Genomic DNA, 22,233 nt, shown 5'->3' on the forward strand with positions numbered 1-22,233 from the left:
CGTTAGTTCAGCCGCTTGCGTACTATAGTAGGTAAAAACATCATTATAATAGTCGGTGAAGGGAGATTTGCCGAAAGAAGTGCAATGGTGGCCTTTAACGACTTTCGGGCCGGATGGCGTGTGCAATCGGCCTTACAATTCCCCGCATCCGACGCTTGGTTCGTAATATCGGGTAGCCGAGCCCTCAAGTAAACCTTGGTAATGCGTAACAGGAGATCCTAACGTGTGGATGGCGCTAGCAGCTATTGTGCTCGGTCTTGGCGTGCTCGTCTGGAGTGCGGATCGTTTCGTGGACGGCGCTTCCGCGACCGCTCGCCATCTGGGGCTGTCGCCGCTGTTGATCGGCATGCTGGTGATCGGTTTCGGCACATCGGCACCGGAGCTGATGGTCTCGGCGCTGGCGGCCGTCCAGGGTAATCCGGGCCTGGCATTGGGTAACGCCTACGGCTCGAACATCACCAACATTGCGCTGATCGTAGGTCTGGTGGCATTGCTCAGCCCGCTGGCAGTTCACTCCCAGATCATTCGCCAGGAGCTGCCGGTGCTCGGTGTAATGACGTTGATCTCGCTGTGGTGCTTGCACGACGGCGTCATCTCGCGAATCGATGCGATCGTGCTGCTGGCGTTGCTGTTCGGGTTTCTGGGCTACAGCATCTGGCGTTCTCAGCGGCCGGGAAAGGATGCCCTGCAGACCGATATGGAAGCCGATGCCACAGGGCAGGACATGTCGCTCAAGCAGGGCGTGATCTGGACGCTGATCGGGCTGGCACTATTGATCGTCAGCTCCCGGTTTTTGGTCTGGGGCGCGGTGACTATCGCCGAAGCCTTCGGCGTCAGCGATCTGGTGATCGGGCTGACCGTGGTCGCCATCGGCACTTCGCTGCCGGAGCTGGCCTCTTCCATCAGCGCGGTACGCAAGGGCCAGCACGATCTGGTGCTGGGCAACGTGGTCGGCTCCAACCTGTTCAATACGCTGGCGGTGGTCGGTCTGGCGGGTGTCATTCGTCCCATTGATGTCGATCCGGCCGTGGTGGTGCGGGATTGGCCGGTAATGGCCGCGCTGACCGTGGCGTTGCTGGTGTTCGGTATCGGGCTCAAAGGACAAGGGCGCATCAATCGCCTCGAAGGAGGAGCGCTATTGGCCAGTTTTATCGGCTACACGTCCTGGTTGGTGATGAGCGTCATCCCATGAGCGTCGTCGCCTGTTGTCGATCATCATCGGACATTGCGTCCCGCCTGGCTGTCGCCCCGCTGAACGTCGGAACCCTGAACGTCGAAACGATGAACGTCGAAGCGTAGTGCGGTGCGCAACGCGATCTGACCGATGACGGCGGCCGTCGCCAGCACGATAGCCGTCGACAGGGCCGGGTTGTCCCCCAGCCCGGCCAGTGCGGTGCACAGTGCGCCGATTCCCATCTGGGCAAACCCGTAGAGCCCGGCAGCGGAGCCCACGACCTTGGGATTGATGCCCACGGCCAGCGTCAGCGCCGTTGGCCCGGTCATGCCCACGCCAAAGGTAAACAGCAGTACCGACGCCTCGAACGTGACTACGGAAGTCCAGCCGGACAGCACGATGACCAGCATCGAGATCCCTCCGGCCAGACTCAGAAGGCTTGCCGACAGCATCAGCCGAACCAGACCGATGCGGTGGATGGTGCGATTGGTGACCAGGTTGCCCAATGAGATGCTCAGGATCAGGGCCGAGAGATAAAACGCGACGTGGCTGACCGGTTTGCCCAGCTGCTCGACGAAGATGAACGGGGCGGAGGCAACGAAGGCGAACATCGCCGTGGTCACGCAGCCGCCGCCGATGGCGTAGCCGATAAAGGCTGGCGAACGCACCAGCGTGCGATATTCCCGTGCCAGCCGAGGGGCATCGACGCGACCGCTGGCCTTGGCGGTTTCCGGCATCAGGCGCCACACGAACAGCAGATTGCCGATGCCCATCATGCAGAGGGCCAGCAACACGGTGCGCCAGCCCAGCGTTGCCGTCAGCAGCGTTCCGACCAGCGGCGCCAGCGCGGGGCCGATGGCAACCACCAGATTGAGGACGGCGAGACGCTGTACGGCGCGATCCGGCGCCGCGGTGTCACGGATCATGGCGCGTCCCAGCGCCAGCCCCGCGCAGCCTCCGAACGCCTGGAAGAAGCGTGCCGCGATCAGCACCTCGACGCTCTGCGCCTGCCACGCGACGACCCCCGCCACGCTGTAGATCAGCATCCCCAGCATCAACGCTGGCCGTCGCCCCAGCGCATCGGAAAGCGGGCCGTAGAACAGCTGGCCGATCGCCAGACCGAGAATGTAGACGCTGATCGTCAACTGCATCTGAGCGTTATCGGCATCCAGCGCTTGGCCGGCGATGGGCAGCGCCGGCACGAAGATATGCATGGCCAGCGTGCCCGCCAAGGTAATCATCACCAGCATCCACAGAGCGGGCACGGCGCGTGAAGGCGTTGCCGGTGTGGCGGGCGACGTCGAACCGGGTTTGGACGTCGAATCGGCGGGATCGGTCACGAGGTTCCTTATCCTGGGTTATTCGCGTTGTTTTTAGCGCTGACGTTGATTCTGCACTGACGTTGACTCTGGACTGACGCCGGCCATGAGCGCATGACCAAACCAGTAGCGCGCTAGTCATTAAGATATTACGGGAAAGCGTCACCGCCGAACACCGCATCGCCCAAGGCCTTCTCGTGACGGGTATTTGTCAGTGTCAATTTTCCGCACGAGACGCTGACATATCGTCGCACCTCCGAGACCACCGAGTTGGCGGCGGCCGGTCCAGTGATGACGGCTCGTCACGGCGCAAAGCCTTTCGGTTGGCGAGCCGGCGCGATTTTACCTAGCTTGAGGGAAGAGACCGAGTCGACTGTGGCACGACCCTGAATCGCCGAGGTGCGACGAACTGCGACATCAGGACAGTTCGGTTCAAACGGTCACTGTCTTTATGATGAGTGCCGTTGTCCTCTTTATGATAAGTGCCGTTGTCCTTATCACCCGGGCCATGGTTCTTCTCTGGTAGTCGCGTCCGGCCGGGGCCGTTGCTGGCCGGTCACGGCGATTCGAGACAACGGTGGCGAACGATCAATGAGCAATCCCGAGGGCGGCGCATGTATGTTGCAACGCCCCGGCTGGCGAGGAGTCTGATATGGAGCTGGATCCGCTGATACTGTCGCGAATTCAATTCGCATTCGTGGTGGCGTTTCACGCCATTTTCCCGGTCTTTACCATCGGTCTGGCTTCATACGTGGCGCTGCTGCAGGGGCTGTTCGTGGCGACGCGCAACCCGCTCTGGGAGCGGCTGTCGATCTTCTGGACCAAGGCCTTTGCCGTGGTATTCGGCATGGGGGTGGTCTCCGGCATCGTCATGGCTTTCCAGTTCGGCACCAACTGGAGCAACTTCTCCCAGGCTGCCTCGAACTTCATCGGACCCTTGCTCAGCTATGAGGTGGTCACGGCCTTCTTTCTCGAGGCCGGTTTCCTCGGGGTGCTGCTTTTCGGTCGTCACAAGGTCCCGGCCGGGCTCCACCTGTTCGCCGCGATCATGGTCGCGGTGGGAACGTTCATCTCGGCGTTCTGGATTCTGGCTTCCAACAGCTGGCTACATACGCCGGACGGCATCGAGTTCCGGGATGGCCACGTTTTCGTGACTTCCTGGATCGATGCGATTTTCAATCCGTCCTTCCCCTACCGATTCGCCCATATGGCGTTGGCGTCGTTCCTGACGGGTGGCTTCGTGGTGTGTGGCGTCAGCGCCTGGTATCTGGTGCGTGGCCGGGAAGTCGAAGCCAATCGCAAGGCGCTTTCGATGACGATGTGGCTGCTGCTGGTGGCAGCGCCGCTGCAGGCGTTCGTCGGCGACGAACACGGTCTCAACACGCTTGAACATCAACCGACCAAGATCGCTGCGATCGAGGGCAACTGGGAGACGCAATCCGGCGCGCCGCTGCTGCTGTTCGCCATTCCGGATCGAGGGATACAGGGTAACCATTTCGAGATCGGCATTCCCAAGGTCGCCAGTCTCATTCTGACGCATGATCCTGCCGGTACGATTCCCGGCCTGCGGGATACGCCGGTCGACGAGCAGCCGCCGGTATGGATCACGTTCTTTAGCTTCCGGATCATGGTCGGGCTGGGTCTGCTGATGATCGCCTTTGCGATCGCCGGCCTGCTGTTGCGTCCGCGCGGCCGACTCTACACCTCGCGACTCTATCTGCGAGGCCTGCAGTTCATGACCGTGGCGCCATTCATTGCGGTCATCGCCGGCTGGTTCGTCACCGAAACCGGGCGTGCCCCGTGGATCATCTACGGCCACATGACCCAGGCTCAAGGATTGACGCCGTCGCTGACCGGGGGCATGGCGCTGTTCACGCTGCTGGGTTACATGGCGGTCTATGCGGTGATCTTCGTGGCCGGCATCTACTACCTGACCCGGGTGGTCGATCACGGCATGGAAGACCAGATCGACGAGATCGAGCGCCCGATGCGGCCACTCTCAACGACTCACGTCAGTTTCGACAAAGAAAACCCGACGAGCAGGGGTTAACATCATGGCGAATATCGATCTCTCGATCATCTGGGCGATTATCATCGCCTTCAGCATCATCATGTACGTGCTCATGGATGGCTTCGACCTAGGCCTGGGCATTCTTTTCCCGTTCGCGCCCGACGAAGATTCCCGCGACGTGATGATGAACTCCGTTGCGCCGATCTGGGACGGCAATGAAACCTGGCTCGTGCTCGGTGGGGCGGGGCTGCTGGCGGCGTTTCCGCTGGTCTACACGATCCTGCTACCGGCGCTCTACATCGGCGTGTTTTTGATGCTGGCCGGACTGATCTTTCGCGGCGTGGCGTTCGAGTTCCGGTTCAAGTCCTCTCGCCACAAGCGCTGGTGGAATCTCTCTTTCGCCGGCGGTTCGGCGGTCGCGACCTTTGCGCAGGGTTGCGTGGTTGGTGCCTACATCCAGGGGTTCGTCACCGAAGGTCGAGTCTACGCCGGCGGTGCCCTCGACTGGCTGACGCCGTTCAGCGTGCTGACCGGGTTCGGCATGATGGCGGGCTACGCGCTGCTCGGCGCCACTTGGCTGGTCATGAAGTCGGAAGGGCATATCAATCAGTGGGCGCGGCGTCTGATTCCCGGACTGCTGTTCGGCGTACTGGCGATCTTCGCCGTCGTGGGGGTCTGGACGCCGTTCATCGATGACGGCGTGCGCGAACGCTGGTTCGGCCATATCCAGATCATCTGGATTCTGCCCGCCTTGGCACTGGCATGCGCGTTCGGCATCTACCGCAGCATCAAGGCGGGCCGCGAGGTCATGCCGTTCCTGCTGACCATGGGCATGTTCGTCTTTACCTACCTCGGGTTGCTGGTCAGCCGCTGGCCCTACGTGGTGCCGCCGAAATTCACGCTGTGGGACGCCGCATCCGCGCCGGAATCGCAGCTGTTTCTGCTGATCGGCGTGCTCTTCGTCATTCCGATCATCCTCACGTATACCGCCTGGTCCTACTGGGTCTTCCGCGGCAAGGTTCGCGTGGGTGAGGGCTACCATTGAGAGCCGCGAGGCGATCCTCGAATTCGTCAGGCGCGAGCCATTCGCGGGCGTGGTTGAAGCAGCAGGCGGGCGATGTGCGGCCATGGTATCGCGGTGCGGTTGGCTGCGGATTGCTTGCCGGTGTTGCCACCCTGGTACAGATGGGCGCACTGGCCTGGCTTGTCGACCGGGTGGTGACGGACCAGGCCGCCCTTAAAGATGTGGCTGTCGGCGTGGTGGCGATCGTGGCCGCCATCATCGTTCGTGCCCTGGCGCAGTGGGGGCAGGAAGTTTGCGGCCAGGAGTGCGGCCTGCGGGTCAAGCAGCAGGTGCGCTCGCGTCTGCTGGCCCGCCTGCAGCAATTGGGCCCGGTGCGCCTGGCTTCCCGGCATAGTGCCGGCCTCGCCAGCCAGTTGGTGGATCAAGTCGAATCGCTGGAAGGTTACTACTCGCGCTTTCTGCCTCAGATGGTACTGGCGGCGGCCATTCCCCTGATCTATCTCGTCGTGGTGTTCTGGCTCAACTGGCTGGCGGCGATCTGGCTGCTGATCGCGGCGCCGTTGATCCCGCTGTTCATGGCGCTGATCGGGATGGGAGCGCAGCGCCTCAACGAAGCCCAGTTCCAGGCCGTCACCCGGCTCTCCGGACACTTTCTCGATCGCGTGCGCGGCATCGCGACGCTTCAACTCTTCGGCCTGGCCGAGCGCAGCGTCGAGGAAGTCAGCGAGGTCGCCCACGACTATCGCCGTCGCAGTCTCAAGACGCTGCGGGTGGCGTTTCTGTCATCGGCGGTACTCGAATTTTTCGCCGCCGTCTCGGTGGCGGTCATCGCCATCTATATCGGCTTCGGCCTGCTGGGTTATATCCAGTATGGTCCGGCGGAGCAGCTCGATCTGTTCAGCGGCCTGTTCATCCTGCTGCTGGCGCCGGAGTTCTTCCAGCCGCTGCGTACGCTGTCGCAGCACTATCATGACCGTGCGTCGGCCCTGGGGGCCGCGGGAGGTCTGGTGGCGCTGCTCGACGATGAGGTCGAGAATCCCGATGCAGCAGCGACGACTGGCGCGGTCGACGACGAGCGTTCCCGAAGCACGAAGGGCGATGCGGTCGAACTCGCGCCGGGCGCTGTACGCCTCGTGGACGTCGAACTTCGCCATGCGGGTCGGGAGCGAATTCTCGGGCCGCTCGCGCTCGACGTCGATGCCGGCGAAGTGGTGGCGTTGATCGGGCCCTCGGGCAGCGGCAAGTCCAGTCTGCTGCAACTGATTGCCGGGTTCATCGCGCCGAGTGCGGGGGCAGTGCACGTTCAGCGCGAGCCCGCCATTGCCTGGCTCGATCAGCGCCCGCTGATCATTCAGGGCTCGCTGGCCGAGAACCTGCGTCTGGTCGCCCCGGCCGCCAGCGACGATGAGCTTCGTCATGCACTGAATCAGGCGGGGCTGGGACGATGGCTCTCTTCGACACCGGCGGAGCTGGACACGCCGCTGGGTGAACGCGGCGTCGGGCTCTCCGGCGGCGAAGCACAGCGGCTGGCGCTGGCGCGGGTGTTTCTGTCGCCGGCGACACTGGTTCTGCTGGACGAGCCTACCGCGGCGCTGGATCCGGAGACCGAGCGCGCCGTGATTGCCGGGCTGACGCAACTGGCGGCCAGCGGGCGTACGCTGATCGTCGCTACCCATCATCCGGCGATCATGACAATGGCCAGCCGTCTCTACGCGATCGAGGCGGGCCGGCTGTCGCCCATCGAACGCCCGGATGCGTCTCGGGAGTTGCACTCATGAAGGCATTGATGGCATTGCGGCCCTGGCTTGGGGTCCTGACCGAGCGCCGCGGCCGGCTACTGCTCGGTGCGCTGCTGATGCTCGCCACGCTGCTCAGCGCGCTGGGGTTGCTTTCACTCTCAGGCTGGTTCATTACCGCGACGGCGGTCGCCGCGCTCAGCGCTTCGGGTTATCTGGATGTGTTCACGCCGGGTGGCGGCATTCGTTTGTTCGCCGTCTCGCGCACGGCCAGCCGCTATCTGGAACGTCTCTACAACCACGACACCATATTGCGGCTGCTGGCCGATCTTCGCGGGCGGGTGTTTGCGGGGCTGGTGTCACTCGACGCGCGGACCCTGTCGCGCGTCCGGGCGTCGCAGTGGCTCAACCGCCTGACGGCGGACATCGACACCCTCGATAACCTCTATCTGCGGCTGCTGGCGCCGCCGCTGGTCGCGCTGGTCAGCGTCGTGGCGTTCGCACTGTTCGCCTTTGTCTTCCTGCCTGCCGCCGGCATCGTTCTGCTGGCCATCCTGCTGCCGTTGGGCGTGTTTGCCATGGCCGGCTGCGCATGGTGGGGCTGGCACGCCAGCCACCGCCGGGTCGAGCGCCAGGAGCGGCTGCGCGTACGCGCGATCGAGCAGGTCGAGGGATTGGCGGAATTGACCAGCTACCGCGCGCTGGCGGCCCATCGCGAGCTCTGGGCTCGGGAAGAGCAGGGGTTGGTCGAGGACCAGCGCCGACTGGGCCGACGCACCGCCGCGGGCAATCTCGTCGTCACGCTGGGCATCCAGCTGGCGACCCTGGCGGTACTGCTGCTGGGGCTGACGGCATTGCGCGAAGGCCAGGTGAGCGGCCCGGTAATGGTGATGCTGGCGCTGGGAACGCTGGCGGTAAGCGAAGGGCTGGGCAATTTGCCGATGGCATTCACGCAGCTGGGCGCGACAGTGAGAGCGGCCGAGCGGCTCAATGCGCAGGCCGAATTGAAGACACCGCTGAGCGGCACGCCGGTGGAAGACGAGCCATCGAGCTCGAGCGGCGCCGCACCGTCGCTGGTCTATCGAGACGTCTCCGTGGTGCACGGTGAACGAGCCGTGTTCAGTGGCCTCGATCTCGCCATCGACCCCGGCCAGCGTATCGGCATCATCGGCGCCTCGGGCATCGGCAAGTCGACGCTGGCCCAACTGGCGGTCAGGGCCTTCGACCCGCAAGGCGGGTGTGTCGAATTCAATCACCAGGCTATCGCCGGGCTTGCCCCCGACTCGCTGCGCGCACGGATCGGTTATCTCACCCAGCGCAGCGAACTGTTCCACGATACCTTGGCGGTCAACCTGCGCATGGGCGATCCCGACGCCAGCGACGCCGAGCTATGGGATGTCCTCGAGCGGGTCGAGCTCAAGGAATGGGCGGAGACGCTGCCGGAAGGGCTGGCGACCTGGGTCGGCGAGCAGGGGCGTCAGCTTTCCGGCGGGCAGGCCAGACGCGTCGCGCTGGCGCGGGTGATGCTGCGCAACTCCCCGCTGGTGATTCTCGACGAACCGCTGAGCGGTCTCGATGCCGACACCGCGGCGGCAGTCAAGGAGACGCTGGATGTCTGGCTTGCCGGCCGCACCGTGCTGTTGCTGGGGCATGACCGTCAGGCGCTGCCAGCCTGCGACCACTGTTGGCGGCTGATGCCCGGCGAGCAGGGCAGCGAACTGGTCTGACGCTGTCTCTCTGTCTCATCCTCTTTGCTTTAGGATGGGTTCATTCGTCGCCTCAGTCGTCGCCTCAACTGCCACATCATTCAGGGCCCTGATCAGGCGACCGAGGCTACCGAACCATTCAGAGGGATCAAGCACATGAAGCCCGACGCTCAGCCATGGGATCAACGCAAGGATGTGCCTGATACGGGCAATACCGATGCTCACGATATCGATACTCACAATATCGATACTTACGATATCGACACGCACAAGATCGACACTCGGACGCAGGTGAGCTCCATCGAACCCGCCGACACGCTGACGCCCGCCGAACGCTATGCGGAGCTATTCGTCGATGTGCAATCTCGCCGGGTCTTCGCGGACAGCAAGACCTTCGTCGACTGCGTACCGCGCCAGGCACCCGAGGAGATTCTGGCTGCCTACCGCGCCGGCAGGGATGCACCGGGGTTCGATCTTTCCGCCTTCGTGCAGGAGCATTTCACTCACGAGGTTGTGCCGACACGCGATTACGTCTCGCCACCGAATCAGTCGCTGATGGTCCATATCGATGGTCTGTGGGACGTTCTCACCCGCCAGCCGCGCCAGCACCCTCGTTACTCGTCGCTGCTGCCGTTGCCCTATGCCTACGTGGTGCCGGGCGGGCGCTTCAGCGAGCTGTATTACTGGGATTCGTATTTCACCATGCTCGGCCTGGCCGAGAGCGGCCGACCCCATTTGCTACGGGCCATGGGCGACAATTTCGCCTATCTGATCGACACCTACGGGCATGTGCCTAACGGTAACCGCACCTACTACCTCAGCCGGTCACAGCCGCCGGTATTCGCGCTGATGGTCGATTTATTCGAGCATCACGGCGTCAGGCATGCGCGCGATTACCTGCCGCAGCTGCGCAAGGAACATGCCTACTGGATGGCGGGTGCCGACACGCTGCGTTGCGGTGAAGCGCACCTCCACTGTGTCCGCTTGAACGACGGCTCCTTGCTCAATCGCTACTGGGACGAATGCGACACGCCGCGTGAGGAAGCCTATCTCGAAGATGTCCTGACGGCGCAGCAGACGGCACGGCCGGCAACGGAGGTTTATCGCGATCTGCGTGCCGGCGCGGCTTCGGGCTGGGATTTCAGCTCGCGTTGGCTCGACGATGAAAAGCTGTCGAGTATCCGCACCACGGCGCTGTTGCCCATCGATCTCAACAGTTTCCTATTCAAGCTCGAAGCGCAGATCGCGCGGCTGAGCGCGGAGAACGGTGATGTCGAGACCGCCGAGCGTTTTCAGGACAAGATGGAAACCCGCCGCGAGGCAATCAACCGGTTGCTGTGGGACGAGAGCATCGGCGCCTTTTTCGACTTCGATTGGCAGCGTGATCAGCGACGCACGGCGCTAACCGCAGCGACAGTGGCACCGCTGTATGTCGGCCTCGCTAGTCACGAGCAGGCGCAGCGTATCGCCGAGGTGATCCGGGCCCGGCTGCTTGTTCCCGGAGGGATCGCCACCACCGAGGTTTTCAGCGGCCAGCAGTGGGACCGCCCCAACGGCTGGGCACCGCTGCAATGGTTGGCGATGCGTGGGCTCGCCCGCTATGGCGAGATGACCCTGGCGCGGGATATCGCGCACCGTTGGCTGACGACGGTTGGCAATCTCTACGAGAGCGAGAGCAAGCTGGTCGAGAAATATACTCTGACTCCCACCCAGTCGGGCGCGTTCGGCGGCGGGGGTGGCGAATATCCGCTTCAGTACGGTTTCGGCTGGACCAACGGTGTTACGCGTCAACTGCTGAACGAAGATCCTCGGCACGCCGCGCATCGGAGCCTGGCGGGAAAAAACCGGACAGGTCCGGAATAAGAAAGTCGCGCAAGTAAAACGTAGACATTTTGCCAATAGTGTCGACATTGTGAATGGCGCTATCGTAGTCGCTCTTTCCGAACCGCATCGACGATGCCAGGAGCGCCTATCATGGCCGGTTTCCAATGGGACGATCCCTTCCTGTTCGACCAGCAGCTCAGCGACGAGGAGCGCCAGATTCAGCAGCTGGCGCGAGACTACTGCCAGGAGCGCCTGCAGCCGCGGGTACTCGAAGCTTTCGAGCGGGACAGCTTCGATCGCGAGATTCTCCGCGAGATGGGCGGGCTCGGGCTGCTGGGGGCGACGGTTCCTGAAACCTACGGCGGCGCGGGCGCCAATCATGTCGCCTACGGGCTGATCGCGCGGGAAGTCGAGCGTGTCGATTCCGGTTATCGCTCCGCCATGAGCGTGCAATCCTCGCTGGTGATGTACCCGATCGAGGCCTACGGCAGCGAGGCGCAGAAGCAGCGTTATCTGCCCGAACTCGCGAGCGGCGAGATGGTGGGTTGCTTCGGCCTGACCGAGCCCAACGCGGGTTCCGACCCCGGCAGCCTGCAGACGCGGGCAACAGAGGTCGATGGCGGCTATCGCTTGAGCGGCCAGAAGATGTGGATCACCAACAGCCCGATTGCCGATGTCGCCGTGGTGTGGGCCAAATCCGACGCCCACGAAGGCAAGATCAAGGGCTTTCTGGTCGAGCGTGGTGCCGAGGGTTTCTCGACGCCGACCATTCAGGCCAAGGCATCGTTGCGTGCCTCTGTCACCGGCGAAATCGTGCTGGATGACGTGTTCGTGGCGGAGGACGCCTTGTTGCCCGGCGCCTCCGGCCTCGGCGGGCCATTCGGTTGTCTCAACAAGGCCCGCTACGGCATCAGCTGGGGCACCATGGGGGCGGCGGAATTCTGCTGGCACGCCGCGCGGCAATACACGTTGGATCGCCACCAGTTCGGCCGGCCCCTCGCCGCCACGCAGCTGGTGCAGGTCAAGCTGGCGGACATGCAGACGGAGATCGCCCTGGGTCTGCAGGCGTGTCTGCGCGTAGGGCGCCTGCTCGACGACGGCCAGGCCACGCCGGAGATGATCTCGCTGATCAAGCGCAATCACTGCGGCAAGGCCCTCGATATCGCTCGCCAGTCGCGGGACATGCACGGCGGCAACGGTATCTCGCTGGAGTTCGGGGTGATCCGCCACATGCTCAATCTGGAGACGGTCAACACCTACGAGGGCACCCGCGATGTCCACGCGCTGATTCTGGGGCGCGCCCAGACCGGCATCCAGGCCTTCGGATGAGCGCGACCAGCGAAGTGACTCAGCCGCTGGCCGGGCTCAAGGTGCTGGATCTCTCGCGGGTACTGGCTGGCCCCTGGTGCACCCAGCAGCTGGCGGATCTCGGCGCCGAGGTGATCAAGATCGAACGGCCGGGGCGAGGCGACGATACCCGGGCCTGGGGCCCGCCGTGGCTCGAAGACGTCAGCACGGGGGCAGGTGCCGAAAGGAAAGACTCGGCCTATTTCCTCAGCGCCAACCGCGGCAAGCGCTCGGTTGCTATCGATCTCTCGACGGCGGCGGGGCAGGATCTAGTCCGACAGCTGGCGCTGAAGGCTGACGTGGTGATCGAGAACTTCAAGGTCGGCGGCTTGGCCGCCTACGGCCTCGACTATGCGAGTCTCCAGTCGCTCAAGCCGGATCTGATCTATTGCTCGATCACCGGCTTCGGTCAGGATGGTCCTTATGCCGGCCGTGCCGGATACGACTTCCTGATTCAGGGCATGGGCGGCCTAATGAGTTTGACCGGCGAGCCCGACGACTGCGGTGGCCGGCCGATGAAGACAGGCGTGGCGATCACCGATATCTTTACCGGCCTCTATGCCGCCAATGCCATTCTGGCGGCGCTGCGTCGCCGGGATGCCACCGGCGAGGGCGGCTACATCGACATGGCGCTGCTGGATGTTCAGGTCGGCGTGCTCGCCAACCAGGCGCTCAATTACCTGACCAGCGGACAGACCCCGCAACGCATGGGCAACGCTCATCCCAATATCGTGCCGTATCAGGCTTTTGCCGCCTCAAATGGGTATCTCATCGTCACCGTGGGCAACGACAGCCAGTTTCGCCGCCTGTGCGAGGCGCTGGGCGAAGCCGAATGGGGAGTCGACCCGCGTTTCGCCACCAACGCGCGGCGTGTCGCCCATCGTGAATGTCTGGTCGGGCTATTGAGCGAGCGGCTGATCCGACGGCCCCGCGATGAATGGCTTGAGTTGCTGGAAGCCCACGGCGTGCCCTGCGGTCCCATCAACTCCCTCGATCAGGTCTTCGACGACCCGCAGGTCCGCCATCGTGGGATGACGGTGGAAAGCCCCATGGCCGATGGCCATCGGGCGAGATTGGTGGCCAATCCGATCACGCTGGACGGCCAGCGGATGACATCCCAACAATCGCCGCCGCGCCTGGGTGAACATACGCAGCAAGTCCTGCAGGACTGGCTGGCGCTGGATGGCGAGGCAATGGCCGATCTGCGTCGCCATGGTGCGATTGTCTGATCGACGCTGGCCAGGTTGCCGAGTGTCTAATCCCTGAATTCTAAATCCAGCCCCGTTCCTCGAGCCGTCCCCGGATGATCGGCACCGGCGTCATCAGGTGTTCGCGCATCAATCGGCTGGCGGCCGGGACGTCGCGGGACAGGATCGTCTCGAGCAGCGCCTGATGTTCGCGCTGCTTGTCGGCGAGCGCCTGTTCGGAAAAGACGGTCTGGCGCAGCCAGAGATGGCGATAGCGCTGGGCCTGATCGAACAGTGCCGCACGAGCTTGCAGCAACGGTGGACAGCCGCAGCCGGCGACCATGGCATCGTGCAGCGCCTGGTGCCGGGTATCCCAGCGTTCGAGCATCTCGTCGGCGTCCTGCACTCTGTCGATCTTGCTCAGGGTATGGGCGCGAGCGAGGATCGCCGCCTCCCACTCGTCGTCGCCGCGTTCGATGGCGAGCCGTATCAGCAGGCCTTCGAGTTCCGCGCGAGCGTCGTAGATGGCGTCGAGCTCGGCGATCGACATCGGTGCCACGCGGTAGCCGCGCTGGCTGATGCCGGTGACCAGCTGCTCGCCGATCAGCCGCGTCAGCGCCTCTCGCAGGGGGCCGACGCCGATCCCGTAACGGCTCCTGAGCTGACTCATCGCCAATTTTTCTGCCGGCGCGTAGTGGCCGCGCACGATATCGCCCTTGAGCCGGCGATAGGCTTCGAGCGCGGTCGGGGACTGGCTGGCATCGAGGGTCATGCGAATGGCCATTACGAGAATGTGTCGATATTGAACGGGAATATCGACGCCAGGGGAAGGGCCTCCAGGGCTAGCCGCGTTCGACCAGTGGCGGATTGCTGCGCTATCGGCGACCGCCCACAATGCCGGATAAGCGACCGCGCAGAATGTCGGGCAAGCGGTGCTGGCGAGATCGTCATCGCCTTCGTCTTCCGGGAGATAGCCATGCCGCTGACCACGCCGCACCAGATCGAGCAGCATATCGCCAGGACCATGGCGTTCTACCACCCGCGCTGTATCGATCCCCAGGCGGGTTTCTATCATTATCTCACCGACGACGGGCAGCGCTATAACCGTCACCATCGGCATCTCGTTTCCAGCGCCGGCTACGTGATTCTCTACGCGCGCCATGCCATCCATACCGGCGCTCCCGAGGCGCTGAAATGGGTGCGACACGGGCTGAAATTCATCGAAGAGAAGCATTATCAAACCCGTACCCAGGGCTATGCCTGGACGCTGGAGCACGGCAAGCCGGATGATGCCACCCACCGCGGTTATGGGTGGGCTTCGGTGATGTTGGCTTACGCCACGGCGCTGAAGGCGGGGATCGGCGAAGCCCGAGCCGGACTCGATCACGTTCACGCGCTACAGACCCGGCACTTCTTTGAGCCGCATTGGCAGCTGTACGCCGATGAGGCGGACACGCACTGGCAGTTGACTGGCTATCGCGGGCAGAACACCAACCTGCGCAGTTGCGAGGCGCTGATCGCGGCCTTCGAGGCGACTGGCGATGCCGCCTTTCTGAAGCGAGCGCTGAATATCGCCCGGACGCTGTGGCACAAGCTCGCGCCCATGGGTGATGGCTGGCTGTGGGAACATTACGACCGCGACTGGCATATCGACTTCGACTATCACCGCGATCAGCCCGACGATCTATTCCGGCCCTGGGGCTTTCAGATCGGGCATCAGATCGCCTGGGCCAGACTGATGATCGGGCTGGCACGCCACTGCCCGGCCGAAAGCTGGCTGATTCCCACGGCCCGGCGGCTGTTCATCGAGGCGGTCGAAAAGGGGTGGGATAGCCGCCATGGCGGCCTGGTCTATGGCGTGGACTTCGATCGCCAGCCTCTCAATCGCGACAAGGTGTACTGGGTGCAGGCCGAAGGCCTGGCCGTCGCCGCGATGCTCGGCGATTTGACTGGCGAAGCCCGCTATTGGCGCTGGTACGACAGAATCGCCAACTACTGCTGGCAGCACCTGATCGACCACCAGCACGGCGGCTGGTATCGCATTCTGACGCCGGACAATCGCCGCTATTCCAGAGAGAAGAGCCCGGCTCCCAAGACCGACTGGCAGATCCTGGGTGCGTGCTGCGACATTCTGCCGATCATGCAGCGCCAGCACGGCGAGCGTAAGACGGCGTCATCGGTCTGACGGTCTGGTCGGGCTTGTCGCGGGCGGCGTCTCATCAGCATAAGAGTCGATCGCCGTCTCTTTTGACGCCCCGGTCGACGCCTCTTCTGAAGCCCCGGTCGACGCCTCTTTCGAAGCTTCCGTCGAGGCTTCGGTCGACTTCAGAAGCGCGGCCCGTTCGTCATCCAGGCGGTGGCGAATATCGGTCCAGGCCGCGAAGGTGCTGAGATAAGCCTCGCCGGTCAGATGCTCGAGGAAGTCGCTGTTGCCGAGCATATCCATGACCGGGCCTTTGACCTCGGCCAGGTGCAGGGTCACTTCGGAATCCTTGAGCCGGGAGTTGATAGCCTCCAGGCTTTCCAGCGCCGAAGCGTCGATCAGGTTGACCGCCGAGCAGATCAGCACCAGATGCTTCATGTTTTCGCGGTCGGCCAGCAGACCGTAGACGGTGTCTTCCAGATAGCGGGCGTTGGCGAAGTAAAGGCTTTCGTCGATCCGCAGCAGGGCGATCTCGTCATCGACCTCCGCTTCATGGCGCTGGATGTTTCGGAAATGCTCGGTGCCTGCGAGACGCCCGACTTCCGCCGTATGCGGCCGACTGGTGCGATACAGATAGAGCGCCAGCGACACGCCGACCCCGGCCATGACGCCGGCTTCCACGCCCTCGACGAACGTCAGTAGAATCGTGATCAACATCGCCGCGAAGTCGCTGCGCGAGTAGTGCCAGGTCCTTTTGAGGCCGGGCAGGTCGACCAGCGTCATCGCCGAGACGATGATGCTGGCGGCCAGCGTGGCGATCGGCAGATAGGCGATCAGCGAGGTCAGGAACAGGATCACCAGCCCCACGCCGAGGGCGGCAAACGCCCCGGCAGCCGGAGTGCGGGCGCCGGCATCGAAGTTGATCACCGTGCGCGATAGGCTGCCCGTCACCGGCATGCCGGAGGTGAACGCTGCCGCGAGGTTGGCGGTCCCCAGCCCGACCAGCTCCTGGTCCGGTGAAATCCGTTCACGCCGCCGTGCGGCCAGCATCTGCGCCAGCGAGACCGACTCGATGAACCCGACCACGCTGATCAGGAACGCAGGCAGCAGCAAGTCGCGCAGCAGCCCCGGCTCGAACGACGGCAGGCTGAGCGGCGGTAAATGCGCCGGAATGTCACCGACGACATTCACGCCAAGTCCAGGAAGATGCAGTGCCCAGGAAGCCAGCGTGGTAATTGCGACCGCGATGACCGGCCCCAGGCGCACGATGAAGGTCGCAGTACCGGCGCTCAGCCCGAGCTTCTGAAGCCATGGGCCGGCGCGGCGCATCAGCAGCAGGAAGACCAGCGCGGAGACGCCGAGCACCAGCGTCGGCCAGTGAACGCCGCCGAGATGGGTCAGCAGATGCGTCAACTGCTCGATCAGCGTGAAGCCGGAACCGCCGATGCCGATCAAACTCGCGAACTGGCTGGCAGCAATCAGCACGCCGGAAGCCGTGAGCAGGCCGGAGACCACCGGATGGCTGAGAAAGTTGGCGAAGAACCCCAGTCTCAAAAGACCCATCACCGCCAGAATCAGCCCCGAGAGCATCGCCAGGGTCACGGCGGCCTGACTGTAGGCCGGGGTGCCACTTTCGAACAGCGGCGACAATGCGGCTGCGGTCATCAGCGAGACGATCGCCATTGGCCCCACGGCCAGGGTACGGCTGGTGCCGAAGATCGTGTAGAGAATCAGCGGCAGCATGCTGGCGTAGAGGCCGGTGATCGCCGGCAGCCCGGCGAGTATGGCGTAGGCCAGTGCCTGAGGGATCACCATCAGCGTGACGATGATCGACGCCACCAGATCCTCGCTCAGGAGGTGGCGGTTGTAGTAGGGCACCCAGCTGATGATCGGAAAGTAGCGTGCCACACGGGCGCGCAAGCGGATCTGCTCGCGCGCATCGGTTCCCGTCAATCGGCGCCAAAGGCTCATCGTCTCGTCCGGCTCCAGGTAATAAGCTTATCGTTGAACAGGATAATCAAGGCGTTAGATGGTGCGCGTACTCGGTGACGGGTGCAAGCCGGTGGGCGGCTGGAATCCTGCTTCTCGCAGTCTGATTCGAGTGGCAATGCTGTTGCGTACTTATTGTTGTACATGTACATTATAGCGTACCTAAAGTCCTGAGAGATAGAGCCAATGGATACGCTGAGCTATTCGGCCTTCCGCAGTCAGCTGGCCAAGACGTTGGATAAAGTCAACGACGACCACACGCCTGTTCTGGTTACCCGTCAGAATGGCAAGCCGGCCATTGTCATGTCGGTGGAAGACTTCAAATCTTACGAAGAAACCGCCTACTTGATGGCCAGCCCCAGGAATGCCGAGCGTTTGGGCCAAGCGATCGCCGAAATCGAAAGCGGTGGAGCCAAGGAGCACGGGCTGATCGAAGAATGATGCTCACTTGGGCCGAGAAGGCGTGGGAAGACTATCTCTATTGGCAGAGCACAGACAAAAAGACGCTGAAACGGGTCAATATGCTGATCAAGGACATCCAGCGGCAGCCCTTTAGTGGCCTTGGAGATCCCGAGCCGTTGAGGCACGGCTGGTCGGGCTACTGGTCGAGGCGTATCGATCGCGAGCATCGCCTGGTGTACAAGCCGACCGAGCAAGCGATCATTATCGTCCAGTGCCGGTACCACTATTGATCTCGAGCGATGTTTTTTGTCGAAGAATACGCCTTGAGTCACAACATGCAGATGGCAGGTGCCCTCATCGCGGCAACGGCATTGGATCGAGGGACCACTTTAATGACGGCCAACGATCGCCACTATCGCCATATCGATGGCCTCGAAATCGAGCTGTTTCGACCAAGCACCTGATAGTCGATGTTACGCGGCGAGAGCAACTGGGGTTGCAAATAAATCGATGAGCCATTCGAATCATGTCGCCGCGCCTTGTTCGCAAGGCGCTATCCCACAACCGCCTGTCACGGACTCATTTTTAGGTCGGGCATCTCGCGCGCCAGAAATTCCAGCGCCGCCGATTCCGCACTGCCTCGAAACAGGAACGTGGTGATATGTCCGCGGCCGTTCATCCACAGCAGCTCGACGTGATTGCCGTCATCTTCGAGTGCCTGCATGAATTTCTCGGGCTGCTCGGGCGGTACCAGGTCGTCCCAACTGCCGTGAAACAGAAAGAAGGGCGGCGCATCCGAATGAACGTGAAAGATCGGCGAGGCCTCGGCGTATGCCGTCGGGCGCTCGGCCTGGGTGCCGTTCATCAGTTGAATCAATAGGCGACCGCTGTCCCACAGCCGTAAATCTGCCGGTGTGCCGCCGGAAATGACCGCAGCGAACCCGGTGTCGCGCCCGCCGTACGGGGCATCCAGGTCGCTGTCCGTGCCCGCCACCAGAGCCAGCAGGCTGACGAGGTGTGCGCCGGAAGAGTAACCGAATCCAGCGATACGCTGCGGGTCGATGCGCCATTGCTTCGCGTGATCATCGATCCAGTGCCGCGCGACCTGCAGATCTTGCAGTTGCGCCGGGAAACGATACTCGGGTGCAAACCGATGGCTGACGTTGACCACCACGTAGCCGCGTTTCACGAACCGCTCGGCGATCGGCGTCATATCATCCCGCGTGCGGCCTTCCCAACCGCCGCCGTGCACCATCATTACCGCTGGCCGTCGGGCCTCATCTCGGGTTTCAGGCAGATAGACATCCGCCTGCAGCGCCTGCGGCCAGTCCGGTGGGGTGTAGGTCTGATCCTCAAGGACTCGATAGTCGAGCTCGTGGGGCTGTTGCGCCGACGGGGGCAAATCATCGTCGGGCGCGTTGACGTAAGTGGTGCAGCCGGCCAGAGCCAGCGGCAGTAGCAGGGCAGACAATAGACAACGAGCTGTCGCCGACAGTCTCGGGAATGGGAAACGCTTGGGCATCAGCCAGGTCCTTGAAACGGTTAAGTGGACTTAGCCTAGGGCCCACGCTGATGAAGTGCCAATCGGAAGTGGACGATTCCCGCTCAGTCAGCGATCGCCTGCTTTTCCAGCATATCCAGCATTTCGTGGGTATAGGTCTTCTGCGAACTCACTGCGCGCTGATACAGTTCGTGCAGCGTATGGTTTCTGCTCGAGAGGCTCTGATCGATATTGTTGCCTTCAAATTGGGTCATCAAGGATTTAGCGTCATCGATGATCTGCTGTAATGCTTTCAATACTGACTTGTAGTCTTCAATATTCATTAGCTTTTACTCTAACACTGTATCTGAAACAGAAATCGGGTGAAGGTGATGGAGCCGGGCAAGTCGAGCAAGACATGCCGGCGCCCGAAGATACCGAGTTTGCCGATCACGTCGAACGGCTGATTATGCCGAAGCGTCGAGCAGTCGACCGCCGTTGTCGCTGGTGAAAGCCTCGGCAATTTGCACCATTTCCTCTGCGGGGATCTGCCGAATGATCTCGCCGGTCTCTCTATCGACCACCTGCGTAATGACGCGACTATCGAACTCGCTGAGTTCGAAGCGCAAACCGTACTGCCGCATGACGTCATTGAGTTCGCGGACCTGATCGCCCATCGCTCCACTGAAGATCGTCGGGGAATCGGCCCCCCGGGCGGCGCTGTCACTATCGAGCACAGGCCCGGTGCTCTGAATCAAGATATCGAGCCGTTGCTGGGGTGACGCGTTCGATGATAGATCCAGGTGGAGTGTCGCCATATCGACTGCGGTAGGCATGACTATTTTCCTCGAGGGATAAAATCCGAAAGGTCGGGGTACCGCACGATTGCGACAAGCGCTCTTGATGACTCTGTCGCTCGGCCCGTACTGTTAGGGCCTATCCACGGTCTAAAAGCGACGGGGCATCTACCGGTGGCTGACGACACCAGTCTCTAGGGTTATCGACGGCGATGCGATAATCTGAAGGGGGACGGTCCAGGCGGGTGCAAACTCACTGGCCGCGTTCGCGTCTCAACGGGCATTAGTATTAAACGTCGGCCTAGCCGCCAGTCGATGTTTTCCATCGAGATGTCTGTCTAATCCATGGAGGGCTGTCGGCTTTTTTCTATCGGTGAAGATTCACGGCAGAGCTGATTTAGTACCGATGGCTCGGATTCTACAAGATCGAGCATCGCGTGCGTATAAGCCTTTTGTGACTTCACCGCACGTTGATATAGCGCGTGCACTTTATGGTATTCCGCCGGCATCGACTGGTCGGCATTCTCGGCTTCGAACTTTGCCACCAATGCCTTGGCATCATCGATAACCTTTTGCAGTTCCTCGATAATGAATTCGTAATCTTCTATTGTCATTGGGGTCGACCTGGGTACCGACATTTTAGGTGCATTGAATCACGGGCAAGCGTGAGTGGTTAAACCGATGAAAGGGTCGTTTAAGCGTTTCATCGTGGGTTAAATTTGGATGCAAAAAGGCCGGCTTGCGCCGGCCTTTAATTACCACATCAACTGCGTGTCGCGAATTACTGTAGCAGAGACAGAACGCCCTGCGGAACCTGGTTGGCCTGGGCCAGAACCGAGGTGCCGGCCTGCTGCAGGATCTGCGCGCGCGTCATGTTGGAGACTTCGACCGCATAGTCAGCGTCTTCGATGCGCGATTTGGCAGCGGAGAGGTTGGTGGTCGTGGTGCTCAGGTTGTCGATGGCGGATTCGAAACGGTTCTGAACCGCACCGAGATCAGAGCGCATGCCGTCGACTTTACTGAGTGCGGCGTCGATAGTTGAAAGAGGCGATGCACTCTTGGTCGACACTGTAACATTATCGCCGTCAGCAATTGTGGTTTCACCGGCCGGAGCATATTCCAAGGCTTTGCCTGATGTTACTGCGCCAGAGTTTGGATCAATGTTAGCCGCGTTGTAGCTAACGTTTCCTGCGCCATCATCGGTCTTAACTGCGTATTGGGTATTACCGTCAGCGTCATCATATGAAACCAAACTCTCTTCAGCGGTGAAGCGAGATTGATCAGTAGCGACTGTAGCAGTCATATTGCCGTTTACGTTGAACCCCGTAAGCCCGAGTTCGTCAGAGTCCATCTTCTGCAGCGAGATGGAAATTGTCTGACCGTCGTCGGCGCCAACTTGGATGTCGATAGTCGTTTTTGATCCATCGAGGACTTTGGTGCCGTTGAAGTCGGTTTGAGCGGAAACGCGGTCAATCTCTTCCAGGCGAGCGTTGATTTCATCCTGGATGGAGCTCAAGTCGCTCTGTGAATTGGTGCCGTTGGTTGCCTGCACGGTCAGTTCACGCACGCGCTGCAGGTTGTCGTTGATCTGGTCCAGCGCGCCTTCAGTGGTCTGAGCCAGCGAGATACCGTCGTTGGCGTTACGGCTTGCCTGGCTCAGGCCGGTGACCTGAGAGGTCATACGGTTGGCGATGGCCTGACCGGCGGCGTCGTCCTTGGCGCTGTTGATGCGCAGGCCGGAAGAGAGACGCTCCATGGCGGTCGACAGATCGTTCTGAGACTTGTTCAGATTGTTCTGACCGATCATCGAGGTGATGTTGGTATTGATAACTGCCATTGTCGTGATTCCTTATCTCGGTTAAGAGGGCGCTTCTCAAAAGAGACCGCAACCTTAGGCCTGATCCGCTGCGCTCATGGCAGGTGTTGCCGGACCTTGCTGCAACGGCTCCGTCGCCGTTGATCCAGTTATCGGCGCTACCCGGGTTCGCTTTAGGACGATTTCGCTTTTTTGATGTAGATGTTTGTAATGATTGGTAACGAGCTACGAGCTACGAGCTACGAGCTACGAGCTACGAGCTACGAGCTACGAGCTAC

Annotated in this window: 20 protein-coding genes; 12 read left to right on the forward strand and 8 right to left on the reverse strand. The window is 61.9% G+C overall.

What is annotated here, in order from left to right:
• The first annotated feature begins 229 nt into the window (after positions 1-229).
• On the forward strand, positions 230-1,192 hold the full coding sequence (locus BTW08_RS08500; RefSeq protein ID WP_083627764.1) for a calcium/sodium antiporter: 963 nt from the start codon (positions 230-232) through the stop codon (positions 1,190-1,192).
• 23 nt (positions 1,193-1,215) lie between these two features.
• Here the strand turns inward: BTW08_RS08500 and BTW08_RS08505 are convergent, their stop codons facing one another.
• On the reverse strand, positions 1,216-2,514 hold the full coding sequence (locus tag BTW08_RS08505) for a multidrug effflux MFS transporter (protein WP_210403218.1): 1,299 nt from the start codon (positions 2,512-2,514) through the stop codon (positions 1,216-1,218).
• A gap of 631 nt (positions 2,515-3,145) precedes the next feature.
• Between BTW08_RS08505 and BTW08_RS08510 the strand changes: the two genes are divergently transcribed.
• From BTW08_RS08510 to BTW08_RS08540, 7 genes are all read left to right on the forward strand, one after another.
• Entirely contained in the window at positions 3,146-4,543 is a 1,398-nt protein-coding gene (locus tag BTW08_RS08510) for a cytochrome ubiquinol oxidase subunit I (RefSeq protein WP_075562083.1), read from the forward strand.
• Between the two features lie 4 nt (positions 4,544-4,547).
• Complete coding sequence (gene cydB, locus BTW08_RS08515; RefSeq protein WP_075562084.1) at positions 4,548-5,549, forward strand: cytochrome d ubiquinol oxidase subunit II; 1,002 nt, start codon at positions 4,548-4,550, stop codon at positions 5,547-5,549.
• Positions 5,550-5,623: 74 nt separating this feature from the next.
• Positions 5,624-7,306 carry a thiol reductant ABC exporter subunit CydD gene (gene cydD, locus BTW08_RS08520; protein WP_246837676.1) on the forward strand — a complete coding sequence of 561 codons (1,683 nt, stop codon included), beginning with the start codon at positions 5,624-5,626 and terminating at the stop codon, positions 7,304-7,306.
• The gene (cydC, locus tag BTW08_RS08525; RefSeq protein WP_075562086.1) at positions 7,303-8,991 is read left to right on the forward strand and encodes a thiol reductant ABC exporter subunit CydC; all 1,689 of its coding nucleotides are present in this window, start codon (positions 7,303-7,305) and stop codon (positions 8,989-8,991) included. Before cydD ends, cydC begins: the two co-directional genes overlap by 4 nt.
• 135 nt (positions 8,992-9,126) lie before the next feature.
• Complete coding sequence (treF, locus tag BTW08_RS08530; RefSeq protein WP_083627765.1) at positions 9,127-10,833, forward strand: alpha,alpha-trehalase TreF; 1,707 nt, start codon at positions 9,127-9,129, stop codon at positions 10,831-10,833.
• A gap of 111 nt (positions 10,834-10,944) precedes the next feature.
• Entirely contained in the window at positions 10,945-12,123 is a 1,179-nt protein-coding gene (locus tag BTW08_RS08535) for an acyl-CoA dehydrogenase (RefSeq protein ID WP_075562087.1), read from the forward strand.
• Positions 12,120-13,370, forward strand: coding sequence for a CaiB/BaiF CoA-transferase family protein (locus BTW08_RS08540; protein WP_075562088.1), 1,251 nt, complete (start codon positions 12,120-12,122; stop codon positions 13,368-13,370). Before BTW08_RS08535 ends, BTW08_RS08540 begins: the two co-directional genes overlap by 4 nt.
• Positions 13,371-13,410: 40 nt before the next feature.
• Here BTW08_RS08540 and csiR read toward each other — a convergent pair whose 3' ends face one another.
• A complete protein-coding gene (gene csiR, locus BTW08_RS08545) occupies positions 13,411-14,340 on the reverse strand; it encodes a DNA-binding transcriptional regulator CsiR (protein WP_348638910.1) in 930 nt (309 codons plus the stop codon).
• On the opposite strand from csiR, the gene BTW08_RS08550 reads away from it, so the two are divergent.
• On the forward strand, positions 14,305-15,513 hold the full coding sequence (locus BTW08_RS08550; protein ID WP_075562089.1) for an AGE family epimerase/isomerase: 1,209 nt from the start codon (positions 14,305-14,307) through the stop codon (positions 15,511-15,513). The two genes, csiR and BTW08_RS08550, sit on opposite strands and share 36 nt — an antisense overlap.
• Here the strand turns inward: BTW08_RS08550 and sulP are convergent.
• Positions 15,502-17,442 (reverse strand): sulfate permease, encoded by a 1,941-nt coding sequence (gene sulP / locus BTW08_RS08555; protein ID WP_083627766.1) that lies wholly within the window; start codon positions 17,440-17,442, stop codon positions 15,502-15,504. The genes BTW08_RS08550 and sulP overlap by 12 nt on opposite strands.
• Positions 17,443-17,646: 204 nt before the next feature.
• On the opposite strand from sulP, the gene BTW08_RS08560 reads away from it, so the two are divergent.
• The 3 genes from BTW08_RS08560 to BTW08_RS08570 are packed head-to-tail and all read left to right on the forward strand — an operon-like array spanning position 17,647 to position 18,326.
• Positions 17,647-17,901 (forward strand): type II toxin-antitoxin system prevent-host-death family antitoxin, encoded by a 255-nt coding sequence (locus BTW08_RS08560; RefSeq protein ID WP_075562090.1) that lies wholly within the window; start codon positions 17,647-17,649, stop codon positions 17,899-17,901.
• Positions 17,898-18,152: a Txe/YoeB family addiction module toxin gene (locus BTW08_RS08565; RefSeq protein WP_075562091.1), complete on the forward strand. Its 255-nt coding sequence runs from the start codon at positions 17,898-17,900 to the stop codon at positions 18,150-18,152. Before BTW08_RS08560 ends, BTW08_RS08565 begins: the two co-directional genes overlap by 4 nt.
• A 9-nt stretch (positions 18,153-18,161) precedes the next feature.
• Positions 18,162-18,326, forward strand: coding sequence for a hypothetical protein (locus BTW08_RS08570; protein WP_210403219.1), 165 nt, complete (start codon positions 18,162-18,164; stop codon positions 18,324-18,326).
• A 107-nt stretch (positions 18,327-18,433) separates the two neighbouring features.
• On the opposite strand, the gene BTW08_RS08575 is transcribed toward BTW08_RS08570, so the two are convergent.
• The 5 genes from BTW08_RS08575 to BTW08_RS08595 all read right to left on the reverse strand — a co-directional run bounded on the left by BTW08_RS08575 (position 18,434) and on the right by BTW08_RS08595 (position 21,976).
• Positions 18,434-19,384, reverse strand: coding sequence for an alpha/beta hydrolase (locus BTW08_RS08575; RefSeq protein ID WP_075562092.1), 951 nt, complete (start codon positions 19,382-19,384; stop codon positions 18,434-18,436).
• A gap of 83 nt (positions 19,385-19,467) precedes the next feature.
• On the reverse strand, positions 19,468-19,686 hold the full coding sequence (locus tag BTW08_RS08580; protein ID WP_075562093.1) for a hypothetical protein: 219 nt from the start codon (positions 19,684-19,686) through the stop codon (positions 19,468-19,470).
• A gap of 123 nt (positions 19,687-19,809) precedes the next feature.
• On the reverse strand, positions 19,810-20,178 hold the full coding sequence (locus BTW08_RS08585) for a flagellar protein FlaG (RefSeq protein ID WP_075562094.1): 369 nt from the start codon (positions 20,176-20,178) through the stop codon (positions 19,810-19,812).
• A 299-nt stretch (positions 20,179-20,477) separates the two neighbouring features.
• Positions 20,478-20,753 (reverse strand): hypothetical protein, encoded by a 276-nt coding sequence (locus BTW08_RS08590; RefSeq protein WP_075562095.1) that lies wholly within the window; start codon positions 20,751-20,753, stop codon positions 20,478-20,480.
• Positions 20,754-20,920: 167 nt separating this feature from the next.
• Positions 20,921-21,976: a FliC/FljB family flagellin gene (locus tag BTW08_RS08595; RefSeq protein ID WP_075562096.1), complete on the reverse strand. Its 1,056-nt coding sequence runs from the start codon at positions 21,974-21,976 to the stop codon at positions 20,921-20,923.
• Positions 21,977-22,233: the final 257 nt, after the last annotated feature.

The sequence above is a fragment of the Salinicola sp. MH3R3-1 genome (assembly GCF_001937155.1).
Classification (GTDB): Bacteria; Pseudomonadota; Gammaproteobacteria; order Pseudomonadales; family Halomonadaceae; genus Salinicola; species Salinicola halophyticus.

Coding starts and splice junctions, on each gene's coding strand:
- BTW08_RS08500 (WP_083627764.1), top strand. CDS start 230: ATGGCGCTAGCAGCTATTGTGCTCGGTCTTGGCGTGCTCGTCTGGAGT.
- BTW08_RS08510 (WP_075562083.1), top strand. CDS start 3,146: ATGGAGCTGGATCCGCTGATACTGTCGCGAATTCAATTCGCATTCGTG.
- cydB (WP_075562084.1), top strand. CDS start 4,548: ATGGCGAATATCGATCTCTCGATCATCTGGGCGATTATCATCGCCTTC.
- cydC (WP_075562086.1), top strand. CDS start 7,303: ATGAAGGCATTGATGGCATTGCGGCCCTGGCTTGGGGTCCTGACCGAG.
- treF (WP_083627765.1), top strand. CDS start 9,127: ATGAAGCCCGACGCTCAGCCATGGGATCAACGCAAGGATGTGCCTGAT.
- BTW08_RS08535 (WP_075562087.1), top strand. CDS start 10,945: ATGGCCGGTTTCCAATGGGACGATCCCTTCCTGTTCGACCAGCAGCTC.
- BTW08_RS08540 (WP_075562088.1), top strand. CDS start 12,120: ATGAGCGCGACCAGCGAAGTGACTCAGCCGCTGGCCGGGCTCAAGGTG.
- BTW08_RS08550 (WP_075562089.1), top strand. CDS start 14,305: ATGCCGCTGACCACGCCGCACCAGATCGAGCAGCATATCGCCAGGACC.
- csiR (WP_348638910.1), bottom strand. CDS start 14,340: ATGCTGCTCGATCTGGTGCGGCGTGGTCAGCGGCATGGCTATCTCCCG.
- sulP (WP_083627766.1), bottom strand. CDS start 17,442: ATGAGCCTTTGGCGCCGATTGACGGGAACCGATGCGCGCGAGCAGATC.
- BTW08_RS08560 (WP_075562090.1), top strand. CDS start 17,647: ATGGATACGCTGAGCTATTCGGCCTTCCGCAGTCAGCTGGCCAAGACG.
- BTW08_RS08565 (WP_075562091.1), top strand. CDS start 17,898: ATGATGCTCACTTGGGCCGAGAAGGCGTGGGAAGACTATCTCTATTGG.
- BTW08_RS08570 (WP_210403219.1), top strand. CDS start 18,162: ATGTTTTTTGTCGAAGAATACGCCTTGAGTCACAACATGCAGATGGCA.
- BTW08_RS08575 (WP_075562092.1), bottom strand. CDS start 19,384: ATGCCCAAGCGTTTCCCATTCCCGAGACTGTCGGCGACAGCTCGTTGT.
- BTW08_RS08580 (WP_075562093.1), bottom strand. CDS start 19,686: ATGAATATTGAAGACTACAAGTCAGTATTGAAAGCATTACAGCAGATC.
- BTW08_RS08585 (WP_075562094.1), bottom strand. CDS start 20,178: ATGCCTACCGCAGTCGATATGGCGACACTCCACCTGGATCTATCATCG.
- BTW08_RS08590 (WP_075562095.1), bottom strand. CDS start 20,753: ATGACAATAGAAGATTACGAATTCATTATCGAGGAACTGCAAAAGGTT.
- BTW08_RS08595 (WP_075562096.1), bottom strand. CDS start 21,976: ATGGCAGTTATCAATACCAACATCACCTCGATGATCGGTCAGAACAAT.